The 17,457-nt window shown below is 41.6% G+C and carries 10 protein-coding genes and 2 tRNA genes; 7 read left to right on the top strand and 5 right to left on the bottom strand.

Features of this window, described 5'->3' with window-relative positions; all coding sequences use genetic code 11:
- Positions 1-10: 10 nt before the first annotated feature.
- From C8D84_RS09030 to C8D84_RS09020, 3 genes are all read right to left on the bottom strand, one after another.
- Positions 11-1,537, bottom strand: a complete 1,527-nt coding sequence (locus C8D84_RS09030) for a class I SAM-dependent DNA methyltransferase (protein ID WP_109591595.1) — start codon at positions 1,535-1,537, stop codon at positions 11-13.
- Between the two features lie 67 nt (positions 1,538-1,604).
- Entirely contained in the window at positions 1,605-3,257 is a 1,653-nt protein-coding gene (locus tag C8D84_RS09025; protein WP_109591593.1) for a restriction endonuclease subunit S, read from the bottom strand.
- A complete protein-coding gene (locus C8D84_RS09020; protein WP_170108295.1) occupies positions 3,254-6,088 on the bottom strand; it encodes a type I restriction endonuclease subunit R in 2,835 nt (944 codons plus the stop codon). Before C8D84_RS09020 ends, C8D84_RS09025 begins: the two co-directional genes overlap by 4 nt.
- A 212-nt stretch (positions 6,089-6,300) precedes the next feature.
- On the opposite strand from C8D84_RS09020, the gene C8D84_RS09015 reads away from it, so the two are divergent.
- Positions 6,301-8,211 (top strand): AAA family ATPase, encoded by a 1,911-nt coding sequence (locus tag C8D84_RS09015; RefSeq protein ID WP_109591590.1) that lies wholly within the window; start codon positions 6,301-6,303, stop codon positions 8,209-8,211.
- Entirely contained in the window at positions 8,204-9,511 is a 1,308-nt protein-coding gene (locus C8D84_RS09010; protein ID WP_109591587.1) for a 5-methylcytosine restriction system specificity protein McrC, read from the top strand. Before C8D84_RS09015 ends, C8D84_RS09010 begins: the two co-directional genes overlap by 8 nt.
- Positions 9,512-9,810: 299 nt before the next feature.
- On the opposite strand, the gene C8D84_RS09005 is transcribed toward C8D84_RS09010, so the two are convergent.
- A tRNA-Asp gene (locus C8D84_RS09005) sits at positions 9,811-9,887 on the bottom strand.
- A gap of 64 nt (positions 9,888-9,951) precedes the next feature.
- Positions 9,952-10,027 (bottom strand) — tRNA-Val (locus C8D84_RS09000).
- Positions 10,028-10,323: 296 nt separating this feature from the next.
- Here C8D84_RS09000 and C8D84_RS08995 point away from each other — a divergent pair.
- The 5 genes from C8D84_RS08995 (at position 10,324) to C8D84_RS08975 (ending at position 17,411) form a co-directional block, all read left to right on the top strand.
- Complete coding sequence (locus C8D84_RS08995; protein ID WP_055124468.1) at positions 10,324-11,961, top strand: cardiolipin synthase; 1,638 nt, start codon at positions 10,324-10,326, stop codon at positions 11,959-11,961.
- A 104-nt stretch (positions 11,962-12,065) separates the two neighbouring features.
- Positions 12,066-13,523 (top strand): tetratricopeptide repeat protein, encoded by a 1,458-nt coding sequence (locus tag C8D84_RS08990; protein ID WP_109591585.1) that lies wholly within the window; start codon positions 12,066-12,068, stop codon positions 13,521-13,523.
- Positions 13,524-13,699: 176 nt separating this feature from the next.
- The gene (locus C8D84_RS08985) at positions 13,700-15,274 is read left to right on the top strand and encodes a 3-deoxy-D-manno-octulosonic acid transferase (protein WP_109591583.1); all 1,575 of its coding nucleotides are present in this window, start codon (positions 13,700-13,702) and stop codon (positions 15,272-15,274) included.
- Positions 15,271-15,996 carry a 16S rRNA (uracil(1498)-N(3))-methyltransferase gene (locus C8D84_RS08980; protein ID WP_109591580.1) on the top strand — a complete coding sequence of 242 codons (726 nt, stop codon included), beginning with the start codon at positions 15,271-15,273 and terminating at the stop codon, positions 15,994-15,996. The genes C8D84_RS08985 and C8D84_RS08980 overlap by 4 nt, the downstream gene beginning before the upstream one ends.
- A 290-nt stretch (positions 15,997-16,286) precedes the next feature.
- The gene (locus tag C8D84_RS08975) at positions 16,287-17,411 is read left to right on the top strand and encodes a Fe(3+) ABC transporter substrate-binding protein (protein ID WP_109591578.1); all 1,125 of its coding nucleotides are present in this window, start codon (positions 16,287-16,289) and stop codon (positions 17,409-17,411) included.
- Positions 17,412-17,457: the final 46 nt, after the last annotated feature.

Genomic DNA, 17,457 nt, shown 5'->3' with positions numbered 1-17,457 from the left:
ATTAAAACAACTAACCGTCAAGCTCATCCAATACAGCCCTAAAGCTTGCAAGCCCAGCCTCAATATTATCGATAATATCACTGGCCAGATCCTCAGGATCAGGTAGGTTATCTAGGTCAGTTAGTGAGTCATCTTTTAACCATGTGATATCTAGGCTGGTCTTATCACGCTTTTTAATGTCATCGATACTGTATTTGCGCCAGCGGCCAGTAGGGTTGGTTTCAGGGTCATAGGTTTCGACACGCTCATGGATATTATCAGCGTTATAACAAGTGATAAAGTCTTGTAGATGCTCAAGCGTCATCGGTTTGCGTTTAAGGGTGTGATGAACGTTGGTACGGTAATCGTATATCCATACGTCTTTGGTAACGGCGTCTTCTTGAGCAGGGTGGTTGTCAAAGAATAAGACGTTTGCTTTAACGCCATTGGCGTAAAAGATGCCTGTTGGGAGACGCAAAATCGTATGCAGGTTAGTTACTTCTAGTAGTTTCTTACGCACAATCTCGCCAGCACCACCTTCGAACAAGACGTTATCAGGTAAAACAACGCCAGCTTTCCCATTAATCTTGAGCATGGTGTAAATATGCTGGAGGAAGTTAACCTGTTTATTAGAGGTCGTCGCCCAGAAATCTTGACGGTTATAGACAAAGTCTTCTTTTTCTTGCTCGCCTTCATCATTGGTGACGGTGATGCTGCTTTTTTTACCAAAAGGTGGGTTGGCAAGTACCATATCGACACTTTTACCTGCTGATCCAATCAAAGCATCATCTGAGCTGATAGGGCTATCACCATCAATCTCACCAATGCCATGCAAGAATAAATTCATCAAGCACAGTCTACGAGTATTGGCGACGATTTCATTACCCGAAAATGTATTGTGCTTTAGGCTTTCTTTTTCTTCTTTATCAAGCTTATGATGCTGCTCTATATAGTCGTAAGCCGCAAGCAAAAAGCCACCTGTGCCCGCTGCTGGGTCGGCAATAGTAATATCAGGACTAGGTTCCATACAGGCAACGATAGCTTGAATCAGAGGCCTTGGGGTAAAGTATTGACCTGCGCCAGACTTAGTATCCTCAGCATTTTTCTCCAAGATACCTTCGTAGATATCGCCTTTAACATCGGTGCCTAATCTTACCCACTTAGTGCTGTCTATCATATCGATAAGACGTGCAAGCTTGGCTGGGTCTTGAATCTTGTTAAGTGCTTTGGTAAAGATTTGCCCCAGTAAGCCTTTTTGCTTACCAAGCTCTCTTAGTAACTGGATATAGTGGATTTCGAGCGCTGCACCTGACTTGCTCATCAAGCTATCCCATTCATAACCTTCTGGTACGCCAATATCTCGGTTATAAGGCGGCAAGCTGTATTCGTGTGCCATTTTTAAAAAGATAAGATAAGTAATCTGTTCTAGATAATCACCATAGCTGACACCATCATCACGTAGGGTATTACAAAAGCTCCAAACCTTGGAGACGATAGAGCTAGCTTGGTTGTTTTGCTGATTGCTTGATAAAATATTTGGGGTTGCTGTGTCACTCATGGCTTTCTCTCGTATGGATGCTATCTGGTACTGATAAATTATAGATAAATGGCTTTTGCATTAGCAATTAAAGCGGTAATGTTATCTGCTCATCTTTTTTAGATTTCTTTGGTGTCTTAGAAGATTTGGCTTTCGCTTTGCTTTTTGACGCAGCTTTATCTTGTTTGGCCTGTTTTTCAGCCAGCGCTTTGGCTTCACGCTCAGCTTTGATTTGTGCTAATAGTTCTCTAGCTGGTGGATCGTTAGGGTCTTGATGTACGAGCTTGCCTTGAAAGGCTTTATGCAGGATTGAGGTTTTTAGTAGAGTAGCTTTTTTTAAATATTTATCTAAAGTTTGTTTTGAGGATTCAATAGCGTTATTTTGTTTTTCTAAAATTTGAGCAATTTCTGTTTGCTCTTCAAATGAACAGATAGGTATGGTCATGTTTTGAATGACAGTTTTGTTAAGTGCTTTTTGATTATTTCCAGAGCCAATCCTTCTTGTCATTTCATAGCTATATAATAAGTAAAAGTATAAATATTCTGAACTTAGCAAATCATTGTTAACCCTTAAAGCAGCTGTGTTTTGATTATGGCACGCCTCAATTTTTAAAATGCTTGCTTGTCCTCTTGTTTTTCCTTCACCAATCATAGCTAGCATAACGGTTCCAATAGGATGAACACTTGTAGATGTTTTGACTAACCCCAACTGCGTAATCTTCTCTTTAGTAAAGTGAATATTTGAGAATGTCACTTCACCACTACTAACCCAGTTAATATTGCCGTTCCAATATTCTGCAATACTTCTACTAGGAGTTGAACCTATGAAAATATCGTAAAGTTCAGAAAAACTTACTTTTTTCCAAAAACAATCTATTAGATAGTTGTTTACTGAAGAGTTTTTTTCTGGCTTTATAAGTGCACTTGGCTTTCGGGGTTTTGCACTTTCCTTACCTTGCGCTTCCCAATCTTTAACCGCTTGTTCCCAATCCGCAATTTGCTGGTCATAGTAATCTTGACGCGCGGTTTGAATCCGTTCTAATAATTCATCAACGCTAGGTAATGATTTGCCACGCTTCTCGGCATATTCTTCACGCCACTTAGCCGTCAGCTTGCCTTCAAAAGCATGCTTAAGTAACGATTGACGGTATTGCTCAAGTTGCCGTTTAGCAAGTGTTAAGTTTTCAATACCCGCATCAACCTCTGAAAACAAGACTTCAATTTTATCGACAATGCGGTTTTGTTCATTGAGAGGAGGAAGGTTAATAATTATTTTTTCAATATCTTTAGAACTAACATTTTGCACTCCCATTCCTTTTGCAATTGTCTGAATATTTTGTTCTAGGTTTAATAATAAATAGCCAAAGAAATTATTGTTGAATACATCTTTAGAGTACAGCTCTAATTTACCTACGCGTTGATTAAGCAAGGATGGATAATCGTAATTGTAAAAACTCATCTTACCAATAGAGCCAGACATACCAATTAAGATATCTCCTTTTCTAATAATAAAATCACTGTATTTATCAAGATATTCTGAGGGCAGGAAAACACAGTCATCCAATATAACTTGACTACCTTTCAACTGAGACTGTTTAACAAGGGGAATCAGCTCTTCATCAGCATTACTTTTGATAAAATCATGACTTTTAAATGCGTGTCCATTTTGAAAATATAAAATATCTGATAAAACACATTCCTGCCAGTTTTCAGGCACTTTACTAGCTTCATTCTTTATCATGCAATTAACTCAATATTTATTTCGTTTAATAATTCATCAAAGTTCGAACCTTCGCTAAGCACTTCATAAGCTTCGCCTAGACCGCCATATTGATTAAACGGTGTTAGCTCAAAGTCATCTGCGGTGATCGAAAATGAGGTGGTGACATGGTCACGAATCAACCTCAACCATTCCATCTGTGTGTCTGTAAAAGCACTTTTACTTCTTGCGTTGTGGGCAAACACCCAATCTTGAAAGTTTTTACGTACCGTATTATCAAAAGGCTTTAGTTTATCATCGATACCCACCACACGGCGCACCAAACTGACCAGCGCCGTTAACTCGTCTTCCACCTTTTGCGACGTAACGCCATCAATGATGGAGTACGCTTCCCAAACACTGAATATAGCTAAGGGTGGCTTGCTTGCTTTAATCGCTTCATATAGCTCTTTTATCATCGCAAAGCTGAGTGCCTGACGACGATGCGGCTGATTATACAAGATTTGTAGCGCCGTAATATTGTCTTTATTGGCTTCTATATAATCAGTAAATCGGTTGACAATGCTTTCGGCTTTTTCGACTTGGTCAGTCTCCCAACCTATATTAGTTACTTCATCAATATTTAGATGATCAATTTTCTGCTCACTTTCTCGTCTGATCTCCTCAAGCTCTGTAATTAACTCACCATTGAGCCATCTACTGGCTTCTTTCACCCGCTTATGCTGCGCTTTCTTCACAGCCTTATCGCTAGGCGTCTCGTCAATACTGATGCCTTCAAGCTGGCAAGCGGACTCATGCACGAGATCGACATCGATAGCCGTGAATAAGCGTTTAACCAACTCACTTAACGGTATACCGTCAGTGGCTTTTTCTACCGTAGCGTGTTGTTCAGGTTCCAAAGCGATATCGAGACGTTTTAATCGGCTGGCAAATGAGCTAACCGTATCGGTGTCGGATTGACCCATCATGATACCTGTAGCGAGATCACGAAAGCTGACTGATTTCTTGGTATCTAATTGACTACTACTGGTTTTAAGCGACTTAGTGACACCGATGGCATCTACGATGACGTAATGCGTTTTAGCACTCCTAGCGCTAGGGGTGACCTTTTGGAGACCTTCTTTATCGAGGGTACGCGTGCCACGGCCTTTCATTTGCTCAAAGAAATTGCGGCTTTTGACATCACGCATAAAGAGCAGACATTCAAGAGGCTTTACATCAGTACCAGTAGCGATCATGGTCACCGTAACTGCAATACGAGGATTATAGCTATTACGGAAGTTAGCCAGTACGGTTTTGGCCGCTTCACCTTCTTCAGTGATTTCACCTTCATCATCGACTCTATCTTGACCTGCTTTATAAGTAATTTTTTTGCAGAAATCGTTGCCTTTACCGAATTCCTCTCGGACAATATTGATGATATCGTCAGCGTGACTATCAGTTTTGGCAAAGATTAGCGTTTTAGGCACTTCGTTACGTGCAGGAAAGATGGTAGGTAAGCTATCTCTGAAGCTTTTTATAACTGTACGAATTTGGCTGGGATTGACAATATCTTTATCTAGCTGCTTAGAAGAGTACGCTTCATCGCTGTCTTGTGCCTGCCAGCGTTTTTTACGAGTGACTTTTTCTCTGTGTTCTATCAGCTCTTTAGCCGTTAGTTTTGCGCCTTCTTTAGTGATTTTGGTCTCTATCAAATAGACCTCATTGCCTACATTGACCCCGTCAGCGACGGCTTCTTCGTGAGTATACTCACTAACGACGTTTTGGTTGAAAAAGCCAAAGGTGCGGCTATCAGGCGTTGCTGTTAGACCGATCAAAAACGAATCATAGTAATCGAGTACTTGTCGCCACAGGTTATAGATAGAGCGATGACACTCGTCAATAAATATAAAGTCAAAAAACTCAGGAGGAATGGCGCTATTGTAAACCACAGGCAATGGCTCTTTGATATGTTTCTCGTATTCCTCCAGACCTTCTTGCTCCAATGTTTGGTCTAGCGGTTCACCTTTGAGGATAGAGTACATACGCTGAATAGTGCAAATATAAACTTCGACACCTGACGGAACGTGTGGCGAGGTAATGATTTGCGCGTTATATAACTCAGTAAACTTGCGATTGTCATCATGTGGTGAGAATACAATCATTTCTTGTTCTGCTTGCTCACCTAAGTTGATGGTATCTACTAGAAACAAAATACGGCGCTTACCTGTGTATTTCAGCAATCGGTACATAATACTAATAGCCGTATAAGTTTTACCTGCGCCTGTCGCCATCTGAATCAATGCACGCGGGCGAGCCTCAGCAAATGACTTTTCTATATTGACAATAGCACGCTCTTGACAATCACGTAGGTCAAGCTCTGACGCTGGTAAGTCGTCTGGATTTAACGAAGGAATAGATTTTAGTTTCTTACGTAAAGTATTCTTGCCCTCGGCAAACCATTTTTCTAGCGTCTCTGGGCGATGAAAGTTGAAAACTTCTCGTGAGCGAGGATTGGGGTCATTTTGATTGGTAAAACGAGTAATAACACCAGTAGACTCATATAAAAAAGCAATTTCCGCTTCATTAATATGCTTAAAGTCGCTAGTGGCATAGCGCGCGCTTTGTTCTTCAACCGTCGTTATCTTCTGCCCATAGTCTTCAGCTTTTGCCTCAATGATACCGACAGCTTCTCTATCTATGAATAGCACATAATCAGCAGGGCCCGTGCTAGTTGGATACTCCCTAACCGCAACCCCTAGACCGGCATTAGGATTATAGTCCTTGAGTTTCTGTACCAACCAACCAGCTTGTTTAAGTTGGCGATCAATATTGTCTCGGGCGATGTCTTCTGGACGCTGATTTGTTGTCATATTCACGTTCAATCTTAATGTTGAATTTAAATAGACTAATATAGCTGAAAATTGTTGATAAAGCTAAGACCAACAAGTGTTGGAATAAATATTATTCCACGCTAAGGGTTAGTGGTACTATGCCAAACATTGCTTTGTAAGCAAATATTGTAGCCATTAAACCCGTGAATAGGAAAAAACGTTTAACTATTCGATAAAAATAAGGTAATAGAATGAATTTTTGGCATATGCAAATGCACCAAAACAATGAAAAATGGGATTGGGCACGTGAAAAGGAGGTTCTCGAAAAGACTGGCTATATTGGTATGGGCGTTTGGGTAGAAGATGACCCATCAAACCCTCAACAAACAGATTTTGAAACCAAGATGCAGATTGGTGACATTGTTGCTGTCAGAAGAGGGAAAGAATTAATAGCTTTAACGCAGGTAATAGGTAATTACGAGTATACAGAAAAAGTCACGGATCTAGATTGGTTTAAAAGGAGACGTAAGATTAAGATCCTAGACTGGTACAAAAATGAATATAATTATAAAGTTGCATGGCTTGGAACGTTAAAGCGATGCTCTAGTCCAACAGCAGATACTACAATTAACATAAAAAAATGGTATGAAAAAGTTATGAGTGACTCTGATATTAATGAAGTAATCGACCTTCTAAAATACAAGCATCAAGTCATATTACAAGGACCTCCTGGCACCGGTAAAACAAGACTGGCTAAACTGGTTGCTAAACAATTAACACAGATTGAACGTAAAGGAACACCTCAAGACATAATTGATAGTTTGGTTAAGAGCTTTGATACACAGTCTAATGAAGCGAAGTTATCTAGAACAAAAAATGATAAATTGCTATCTAGGTTCTATGAATCCTTTCCTCAAGATAAATTAAGTAGCCTTTCATTGCCAGAGTATGCCATTGGACATGGAGATCAAGATTCACTCTGCTGGTGGTTAGAAGTAGGATTAGAGAGCTTAGGAAAATTCTCTCCAGGATTTTCGAATAACTATCCAATATACTGGAGCAAAAGTAATAATAAATACATGCTTAACAATAAGGTTGCAGGTGCAGCCGATGCTGAATCAGCAATGGAATTAGTTTCAAATGAACTATCAAAGCTAATCCAAAGAACCGATCTTGATAACTCAATCAAGTTTTTTGGCCCATGCTTTACTCTTAAATTGCTGCATAGTTATTTTCCAGATGAATACTTTCCTATTAACAGTGTAGATGCGCTTAATAATGCTCTGAAGTTATTGGGTAGCTATAATAAACAAATGGGAACCATTGAAAAAAACATAAAGCTCAAAGATATCTACCTTGATAAAAGACAGTTCAATACTAATCTCACTCTCATCGAATTTGCGAGCATCATTTGGGACAACTTTAATTTAAAAGATGGTGAAGAGTTATCTGAGAATGATGAAGTTATGACTCATGGAGAGTTTGAAATCATCCAATTCCATTCTGCCTATACTTATGAAGACTTTGTAAGGGGTATCGTTGCTAGTAGTCACGAAGGAGTTATAAGTTATAAGGTTGAGAATAAGATTCTAGCTGAGTTTGCAAAAAAAGCTCTTGAAAACCCTAATGGTAAATATTTACTTATAATTGATGAGATTAATCGTGCAAATTTACCTTCTGTGCTAGGCGAACTGATCTATGCTCTTGAATACCGCGGTGAGTTTGTACAGTCCATGTATGAATATGAAGGTACACGAGATATCAAGCTTCCTAAAAACCTGTATATCATAGGCACAATGAATACAGCTGATCGCTCGGTAGGTCATATTGACTACGCTATTCGTAGACGTTTTGCATTTTATGACGTATTGCCCAATGCAAGTGTAGTCATACACAAAAGAGCTAAAGAACTTTTTGATGATGTGGCTAGATTATTCGACAACGATAATTCCTATCTATCATCAGATTTTGATGCTAATGATGTTCAAATAGGTCATAGCTATTTTATATTGTCTGACGATGAAGATATGACTGAGAAAGAGCTTGAAATTGAGCTTAAACAAAAGATTGAATATGAGATTAAGCCCATTTTATATGAGTATATAAAGGATGGTGTTTTATTAGATAGCGCTAGAGAGGTAGTCGAAAACCTTCATGTCTAAGCTAATAAGATCAAACCATTTAGGAACTGTAAGCGAACACAAGCAGATAGATTTTGCTTATGAAGAGGTAGAGGTTTCAGATATATTTTTTCAAGACAATGAGAAGAATGAGCGATGCGTTCAAGTTGTTTATGGTAGAGAAAGCCTTTCGCTCAAAATGTCATACTTTATTGGTGCAGACTGGCTTGTAAAGAATCAACAAGCCATCTATGTAGCACCAAAGATTAATAAAGGGCTGCAAGAAATTGACTATCTAGGCATGCTTCAATCATGTCTTACGCATGGTGATATTGCTAAGAATACTAAAGACCTATACCACATTAAGCTAAACGAGCCTTTTATTGAAATAGATCAGCAGATGGATTTATTAACGCCACTATTGATCATGCAGTTCCTTCAAACTCTAAAAATCTTGGTAAAAAAGGGATTGAAACAATCCTATTATAAAGTCGAACGCAATCTTAATAGCAGAATTAAAGGCAAAGTCTTAATTGCTCAGAATATCAAAAAGAATATAGTTCGAAATAGAGTTACGAATACCTTTTGTAGTTATGAAGAGTTTGGCTTTGATAGCATTGAGAATAGAGTTTTAAAGCATACGCTAAGCTTTGTTAGACGTTATTTATCTCAATACCCAGAGTATCTTGGATCAATGAAGTGTTTAATTGACTATTGCACACCTGCTTTCGAGAGAGTTAGTGATGAAGTTAATTTACATGAGCTTAAAGCAGTCAAGCGTAACTCCTTTTATAAAGAGTATCAGGAAGCCTTAAAACTCTCTAAGATCATTCTTAAGCGCTTTGGCTATCATATCAGTGAGATCGACAATAGTAGCGTTGAACAAATATCAGTACCACCGTTCTGGATTGATATGTCAAAACTTTTCGAACTGTACGTGTTAGGACTTCTTAAAGATAAATATGGAGATAGGATACTTTTTCAAGCAAAAGGTAGCTACGGGTACCCAGACTATTTATTAATAGATGACATGCAACCGCTCATTATAGATGCCAAATACAGACCAACTTATCAACAAGACAAGAATTTAAGCTATATCATTGATGATATTAAACAGATAAGTGGTTATGCAAGAGATATGGGTATACTAGATAAGCTAGGCTACCATACGGTAGAGGAACAGTCATCAAAGGTTGTTAGTTGCGTTGTTATCTATACTGATCAAAATGAGGGGGATAAGCTGCCAAACTGTTTAACCGCTGGCAAATCGATTGAAGGCTTTACTAAATTCTATAAGGTACCAATCTCTGTCCCTGTTCTCAAAAATAAAATAGCTGAATAAAATCTGTCAAACGGGATCGTTTACCATGACTAATTTTAACAATCTTGGTCACGAAATGGTCACCGTTTGGTCACCGAGCACTTGGTCACTGATTTTCAAAGCATAGAGTGCTTGCAAGAAAACTTGTCATTCATGCATTGTTAAAGAGTAGAGCATTTCGCAAAGGTCAATATAGGGAAAACATCCAACCCTTATAAACACAGGCTTCTAGAATAACTGCAGACACAAAAAAACCTCAAACAATCTAATGTTTGAGGCGAAACTTGCTTAAACTTAAGAGTTTAAATTCGTTTTAAATATGGCGCAGCGGACGGGACTCGAACCCGCGACCCCCGGCGTGACAGGCCGGTATTCTAACCAACTGAACTACCGCTGCTTAGGTCGTACTTAGTTTATTTAACCACTTAGCCTACTACTTAAGAGTAGCGCTTACTAAATAGTGGTGGGTGATGACGGATTCGAACCGCCGACATTCTGCGTGTAAGGCAGACGCTCTACCAACTGAGCTAATCACCCTTCGAACAATTGCTATGCAATTTATTCAACATCAACTGAGCTCTAAGTTTGTCACTAAGCTCTGCTGCTGTGGGTGTGTATTATATAGATTTACACATGGCTGTCAAACAGTTTTTTAACTATTTTGAAAAATAATTGAAAATACTGTCTGAAAGCTATTATTAATAGTAGTCTGAGGCACGTGTTTACTAAGGTTGCTGCCTAAAAACTTATTATGGTTAGTCATTGTTTGATGGTCAAAAACTACTATACTATTGAGGGTGTTTTACGACTCATGCTTTATTTTATGTTGATTGTTGGAGGCGGGCATAGAAAATTCCACTATTGAACAAACTTTTACGACCTGGTCTTGGGGAGACTTTGCAGGCTTGGGTCTGGTATTGCATATTGTTCTCATGATAGTAATGACGCTACGTGTTGTGTCAGTGCAGCGCAATATCGGTGTATCTATCGCTTGGATTGCTGTGCTCTATACCTTGCCCCTTTTTGGTTTCATCGCTTATATACTATTGGGTGAGCCGATGATAGGGCGGCGCTATCGTCAACGGGTAGACCAAGCAAGCTTATTGATGGATGATATGGCACGGCGTGAGAATTTGGTTTTTGATCAAGGACAAGAGCTGCTGCCAGCCAACTACCGCGGTGTCAGTCAAATAGGCACGCGTTGGACGGGGCTGGGCGTGTTTCCTAATCACAATATGCAGCTATTGACAGATCCTCATACTATCTTTCAGCGATTAATCGAAGATATCAATGCCGCTCAGAGTATTATCCTGATGGAGTTTTATATTGTTTATCCTAAAGGGCAAGTACTAGAGGTGATAGAGGCGCTGTCAGCGGCAGCGCAGCGTGGCATTGAGTGTCATATCTTGGCCGATAGCGTGGGCAGCTTTAGTTTTTTTAATAGTAGCGCCCATCGTACTTTAGAAAAAGCAGGTGTTTTTGTCCATCAGTCATTACCAGTGGGTTTATTTAAAACGCTATTTAAACGCTCTGACTTGCGCAATCATCGTAAAATTGTGGTGATTGATGAGCACATTGGCTATATCGGTAGCTTTAACTTGGTCGATCCAAGATTTTTTAAACAAAATAAAAACGTTGGACAGTGGATCGATGTGGCGATACGCACGACCAGTCAACACTCTATTAGTATTACGACCGCTATGGCGATCGTGGTGGCCACGGATATTGGTGCGGAAAATAACGACAATCTAGACGCGCTCAATCAGCGAGTAAATGGCTATACTCGTAAACTATATGTGATGAACCCAACCATTAATGATTTAAACAGTCGGGTAAAGGTATTGGCTGGTGAGATCGACTATTATAAGCAGCCAAATATTGGCTCGACATCGATTGTGATACCGAAGATGCCGATGGTAGAAGGGGTGCTGGCGCAGCTGATACCCTCCGCACCGCAAGTGACAGCCCATGTGATTTACAATACATTGGTGACCGTTATTCATCGCGCCAATAAACGCATTCGCATTACCACACCGTATTTTGTACCTGACGAGGCGCTATCGGGAGCATTAACGATCGCTGCCAAACGCGGGGTTGAGGTGACACTGATTGTCCCTGAAAAGGTGGATTCGTTTCTTGTACAGCATGCGTCACAAGCCTATTATCAAGAGCTGCTCGAGGCAGGCGTGACGATTGCCTTGTTTAAGGGTGGTCTGTTGCATACCAAAACAGTGGTTATTGATGATGATTATTGTTTATTTGGTACTGTAAACATCGATATGCGCAGTTTTTATCTAAATATGGAGGTGAGCTTGGCCATTTATACACCAGAGATGGTCGCTCAAGTGGCTGATTGTCAAGAAGTCTACTTACAAAGTTGCCGTTTTTTGAGTTTAGAGCAGTGGCAACAGCGCCATGGTGCAGAGCGTTTATTTGATAATGTGGTACGCTTATTTAGTCCTTTATTGTAGCATTTTCGATTTTAGGGTAAGGTAAACGACTGATGTCAGTTTAGTCCCATGATGACCTTATTTTTATTACTATTAATTTATCCCGATAAAGGATGCGCTTGTCTATGTATGCATCGTCTGCATCACCTCTAACGCCCTTTGACTATATTGCAGCAGGCTATTGGCAAGACTTTCTAGCGGATCGTCCTATCGCTGGTGGCATTGCTTACGAAAGTGAGCTTCGTGATTGTATATTAGATGAGTCATTGGCCAGCTTACAGCGAGTCGATACGCTGCTGTCGCACATACGCCGTGAGATGGTTAAAACTGGTCGATGGCATGAAGAGAGATTATTGCTCGATGAACGCTATCGTAACTTTATGGTATTTTTGGCGTTTTATGCAGGGCGAGTATTGGCACAGCAATGGCAAAGTACGCCGCATTGGTATGGACAGTTTGAGCTACATAAGCGCTATCCTGAACTGGCTCTTACAACCGATGATTTTTATCAACATCTGGCGGTTGTCTATTGTCAGTCGGCTGATGCTAATAGCGTTACGTCATTGTTTTTTGCACTAGAGCCGATAGGGATGCGTCTATTTGGTCATATTGATCGGCCGTTTAAGGCGGTACAAGGCGGTCAAGTGGCTAGTGGTCTGTATCAAGCGGTTAGCGCAAGGTTGCCACACGCGCACGACAATCACGTTGCTAATGCAATCACATCAGCCATTAATATCAGCACACCAGATACAAGCGCTAGTGTAGAGCGCATTAAAACGGTTGATAGTCAGAAACCGTTAGAAAAAGAAAGGTTGAGTCATACGCCACATGATGTGCCAGAATCTCAGAACCTGTCTCAGCAAGAGAACCAAACTAAGCCTGTGCTGTCTAAATCAGAAACAGTGCAACCTCATACGACCTCAGAAAATACGGTATTAGAGCAGCCACTACCATTGTCAGTGCCTTCTCCTCAGGAATTGCCAACGCCTGCGATTTTTACGCAACTACTCGTAGAGCTGGATAACATAGACGTCGTTCAAACGGCTGGCAATAGCGAATATCAGCAAGCCCATAAAGTGTTGGAGCAGTTAGAACAGCATATCGCCAAGCAAAGTCAGCCGCGCGCGCAAATGCGCTTTTCAGAGAGTCATTTGACGACAAAAAAGCAAGCGCTATTAACACTACAAGAGGCGGCGCATGCGGGTAATAGCGCTGCCATGCTACATTTGGCAATGTATGAGTTACTTGGTGAAGGATTAGCGGTTGATAAGGGTGCTGCTACAGCGTCAGGGGTTGAGTGGGTTAAGCAGGCAGCCAGCAAAAATGACAGTCGTGCGCAGCGCCTACTAAGCAAGATGTATTACCAAGGGGTCGGCGTGGCGCAAGATATAGACACTGGCAAATATTGGCTAGAGCAAGCAGCAAAGAATGGACACGCGGAAGCGGCGAGCGTAGTAGGGCAATGGCAGCAGGCGCAAGCGCTGATAACGACACAAAAACAAGAGCAACATAGCATGAAGCGCTATCAGTTGTTATTCGCCGCCATACTCGTAGTGGCAATATTGATCCTAATTATTGTCTAAAATATTTTATGGCAACACGCTGTAAAGCGTATTGTTAATCGCTAAATTCAGGTAGAATTGGCGCATTTTTTACCGTCACCTTACTATAGTCGATTTAATTTAAAGAGGTTAATGCTATTACTCTTTTATAATGAATTGACTATATTATTTAAGCCATTACTAATCTGGGCAACTTTATGCCATCTTCTCCTATATCCTCTGATTGTGCTTTAGAAGCGACTGACCCAGTATCGTTGCCCAGCCGCACTGTTTATACTGCGCCTTTGTATTATCAGTGCGCCATTGGCTTACTTAAGCCGCTATATCGACTGCAAGTTTGGCAACGCTCACACAACCGTGACAACTATCAACAAGAAGTGGCGCAGCGTTTTGGCAAACAATATCCGCCGCGACCAGTGGCTAAAGTGACTAATGCGCAAACCGATAAAGGCGTTATTTGGTGTCATGCGGTGTCATTGGGCGAGACCAATACCGTCGCGCCATTATTAGATACATTATTGGCTGATGGCTATCAAATATGGCTAACCAATACCACGCAGACAGGTTTTGCTCGCGGTGCTAGCCGTTTCGCCGATGATATTGCTCAAGGTCGGATGAGCCATAGCTACGTACCTGTCGACAGCCCAACTGTGATTGAGGCTTTTTTGGCGCATGTAAAGCCCATCGCTGCTCTGTTTGTCGAAACGGAACTGTGGGCAAATATCCTAACCAAATTATGCGAACACCATATTCCCAGTATCTTGGTCAACGGTCGGCTGTCAGCGTCTTCTTTTAAAAGTTATCAAAAAATCGCTGCGGTCAGTGCCAGTATGATGAAAAATCTGACTTTGATTATCGCCCAAGACAGCGACTCTGCTAAACGCTTTCGACAGTTGGGTGCGAATAGCGCGCAAATTCGTGTCGCAGGTTCACTCAAATGGGTGATTAATACGCCTCAAATTGAAGATATAGAAGCTGAATATACAGAAAATTCTAGTGTACCAAACCAATATTTTGAATCGGTCAAAGAGTCCACATTAGCAAAAGAGATGAATATCGCTGGTCGACCGATTTGGGTTGCCGCAAGTACCCATAGTGGCGAAGAAGAGACGGCACTGTCATTGCATCAACAGCTATTGTCACATCCCGCGCTCGCTGATGCGCTGCTTATCATTGTACCTAGACATCCTGAACGTTTTGATGAAGTAGCAGCGTTCATTCAAGCGTCTGAATTAACAATGGCACGGCGTAGTGCAGAAGATAGCATTCATGTAGACACACAAGTCTATCTGGCTGATAGCATGGGTGAGCTGATGGCGTGGTATAAGTTGGCAGATGTGGCACTGGTCGGCGGCTCGTTAGTAGATGTCGGTGGGCACAATCCCGTTGAGCCAGCGAGTGTGGCAACGCCTGTGCTCATGGGACGCTATACGCAGTCTTGTCAAAGCGTGGTGGATAAATTGGCGGAGGTCGGCGCGTTATATCAGCCAAACAATGTTTTCTATCGTCCCATTACTGTTAATGCGGCTACTACTGATGATGATACGAATCAACAATCCTCTCGTAAGAAGCCTGCCGCTAAAGAGGAGGTAGCGCTCATTTATCAGCAGCTAGTGTCTTGGCTCAGTGATCTTGAGGTAGCGGAACAAGCAGGGCAAGCTGGCGCGCGAATGACGAGACAACAGCAAGCCGTACTGACCCGCCAATTTACCATGATTAAAGAGGTTGTCGAGCAGCATGCTATTCAACAACCAAGCCAAGAGCTGCTATGAATTGTCTATTATTACCCATTGAAAACTTCTCTTCGGATGCGGCATATATTGCTGAATTATCACAAATAAACCACGTCAATAAAGTGCTAACAGCAAAAGTTGGTGATACGCTGAAAATCGGTCAAATGGGCGGTTATTTGGGCACTGCTGTTATAGAGAGCATCCGCTCTGATGCTATTGAGTTGCGTGATATTCAGCTCACCACTGCGCCGCCACCAAAGCTAGATTTAACCGTTGTGTTGGCACTACCGCGTCCTAAAGTGCTACGACGCTTAATCATGGATATGACCGCGCTTGGTGTGCGCGATATCATCCTAATCAACAGCTATCGAACGCAAAAAAGCTATTGGCAAAGTCCGATGCTTGAGCGCCTTGATGAGTTTGTATTAGAAGGGCTGCAACAAGGGGTTGACACCATAGCGCCTCGTATCACTTTACAAAAACGCTTTAAGCCATTCGTGGAAGATGAGCTGGCAGGTTTGGTAACCAATCGAGCCATCGTGGCGCACCCGTATAGTGAGCTATCCTTTACACAGTATCTACAACAGCCGCCATCGTTAGGATTACCAAGTCTGGTTTGTATCGGTAGCGAGGGCGGCTGGATTGATTATGAAATAGCACTGCTTGCCACTCAAGGTTGCGCGGCAGTCACTATAGGCTCGCGTATCCTGCGTACAGAAGCCGCCGTCAATGTGATTTTGGGTCAATGGTTGCTGTCGTGAATCAGCAGATCATTGAAAGATAATTAAGACATGCCATCACTTAGAAAATCTATAGATTGATTCATGAGGATCTATAAATTTATCCTTAAAAAGAGACAGTTGAGCCAAATTATCGGTGCATTTCTGAGTTAAACAAATGTATTGATAATTAATCTCATTTCTATTAGTATATTGTTTCAGAGATTATCGCGTGATTGAGCCTTATTGTTAGAGGTCTTTAGCACCGTCTTATCTTATTGTCATCTTGTCTATTTATCTCACCTTTTCGTAGCATCATTATGGGGAAAACCATGTCATTGAATGCCATTAGCGCTAACCTAACTTCTACTAAGCTTATCTTGCCTGTTGCCGTATTTGGCATGATGTTGGGACTGACTGGTTGTAGCAATTCATCTACAACAGAAGAGAGCGTGGAGGCGGAGACATCAGCGGCGGCTACTGAGCAACCAGCTGCTACTGATGGTGCTACGAGCGAAGGTGGTCAAATGATTACCATTTATTCTTCGCGAAATGAGCAGCTGATTAAGCCATTGCTAGACCGTTATACCGAACAGACGGGTGTGAAGATTGAGCTGGTCACAGATAGTACAGGTCCGCTCATGGCGCGTTTGCAAGCTGAAGGTCAGAACACGCCAGCCGACATGCTGCTCACGGTTGATGCGGGTAACTTATGGCAAGCCGCTCAGCAAGGCTTGTTACAACCAGTATCATCTACTGTGTTAGAAGAAAATGTCCCTGCCAAATATCGTGATCCAAAAGGTCAGTGGACAGGGCTATCATTGCGTGCTCGTACGATCTTTTATGACCCAAGTAAAGTCAGTGCCGACCAATTGTCTACTTATGCAGATTTAGCTGATCCGAAGTGGAAAGGCAAGTTATGCCTACGTACCTCTAAAAAGGTCTATAACCAGTCACTTGTGGCCAGTATGATGGAGCATTTGGGCGAAGAGAAAACCGAAGAAATCGTCCGTGGTTGGGTCGCTAACTTAGCTACTGACGTGTTCAGCGATGATACCAGTATGCTAGAAGCCATCGCTGCTGGTCAGTGTGAAGTGGGCATTGCCAACAGTTACTACTACGGTCGTCTGCTCGATGAAAAACCTAACTTCCCTGTGAAAATATTTTGGGCAAACCAAGGCACGACTGGTACACACGTAAATATTTCAGGTGCTGGTGTGGTCGCAGGTTCAGACAATCCAGAGGGTACGCTTAAACTGATAGAATGGTTGTCTTCTGATGAGGCGCAAGGTCTTTATGCCAGCTCAGACAAAGAATTCCCAGTAAAAGTAGGGGTTGATGAGTCAGAAATGCTCAGATCATGGGGTGAATTCAAAAAAGACGATATCAATGTGCAAAAGTTTGGTGAGCTACAAACCCAAGCCATTCAGTTGATGGACAAAGCAGGTTATAAATAAGGTATTGACAGTCATACCATTCTCAAAAATGACAATGCCTATCAAG

The sequence above is a fragment of the Psychrobacter immobilis genome, from assembly GCF_003148585.1.
In the GTDB taxonomy this organism is placed as follows: domain Bacteria; phylum Pseudomonadota; class Gammaproteobacteria; order Pseudomonadales; family Moraxellaceae; genus Psychrobacter; species Psychrobacter immobilis.
The sequence above is the reverse complement of the archived record's forward strand: the minus strand, read 5'-3'. Positions and strand labels throughout refer to the sequence as shown.

Bases quoted from the DNA above. Each gene is read 5' to 3' on its own strand.
- C8D84_RS09030 (WP_109591595.1), bottom strand. From the start codon at position 1,537: ATGAGTGACACAGCAACCCCAAATATTTTATCAAGCAATCAGCAAAAC.
- C8D84_RS09025 (WP_109591593.1), bottom strand. From the start codon at position 3,257: ATGATAAAGAATGAAGCTAGTAAAGTGCCTGAAAACTGGCAGGAATGT.
- C8D84_RS09020 (WP_170108295.1), bottom strand. From the start codon at position 6,088: ATGACAACAAATCAGCGTCCAGAAGACATCGCCCGAGACAATATTGAT.
- C8D84_RS09015 (WP_109591590.1), top strand. From the start codon at position 6,301: ATGAATTTTTGGCATATGCAAATGCACCAAAACAATGAAAAATGGGAT.
- C8D84_RS09010 (WP_109591587.1), top strand. From the start codon at position 8,204: ATGTCTAAGCTAATAAGATCAAACCATTTAGGAACTGTAAGCGAACAC.
- C8D84_RS08990 (WP_109591585.1), top strand. From the start codon at position 12,066: ATGTATGCATCGTCTGCATCACCTCTAACGCCCTTTGACTATATTGCA.
- C8D84_RS08985 (WP_109591583.1), top strand. From the start codon at position 13,700: ATGCCATCTTCTCCTATATCCTCTGATTGTGCTTTAGAAGCGACTGAC.
- C8D84_RS08980 (WP_109591580.1), top strand. From the start codon at position 15,271: ATGAATTGTCTATTATTACCCATTGAAAACTTCTCTTCGGATGCGGCA.
- C8D84_RS08975 (WP_109591578.1), top strand. From the start codon at position 16,287: ATGTCATTGAATGCCATTAGCGCTAACCTAACTTCTACTAAGCTTATC.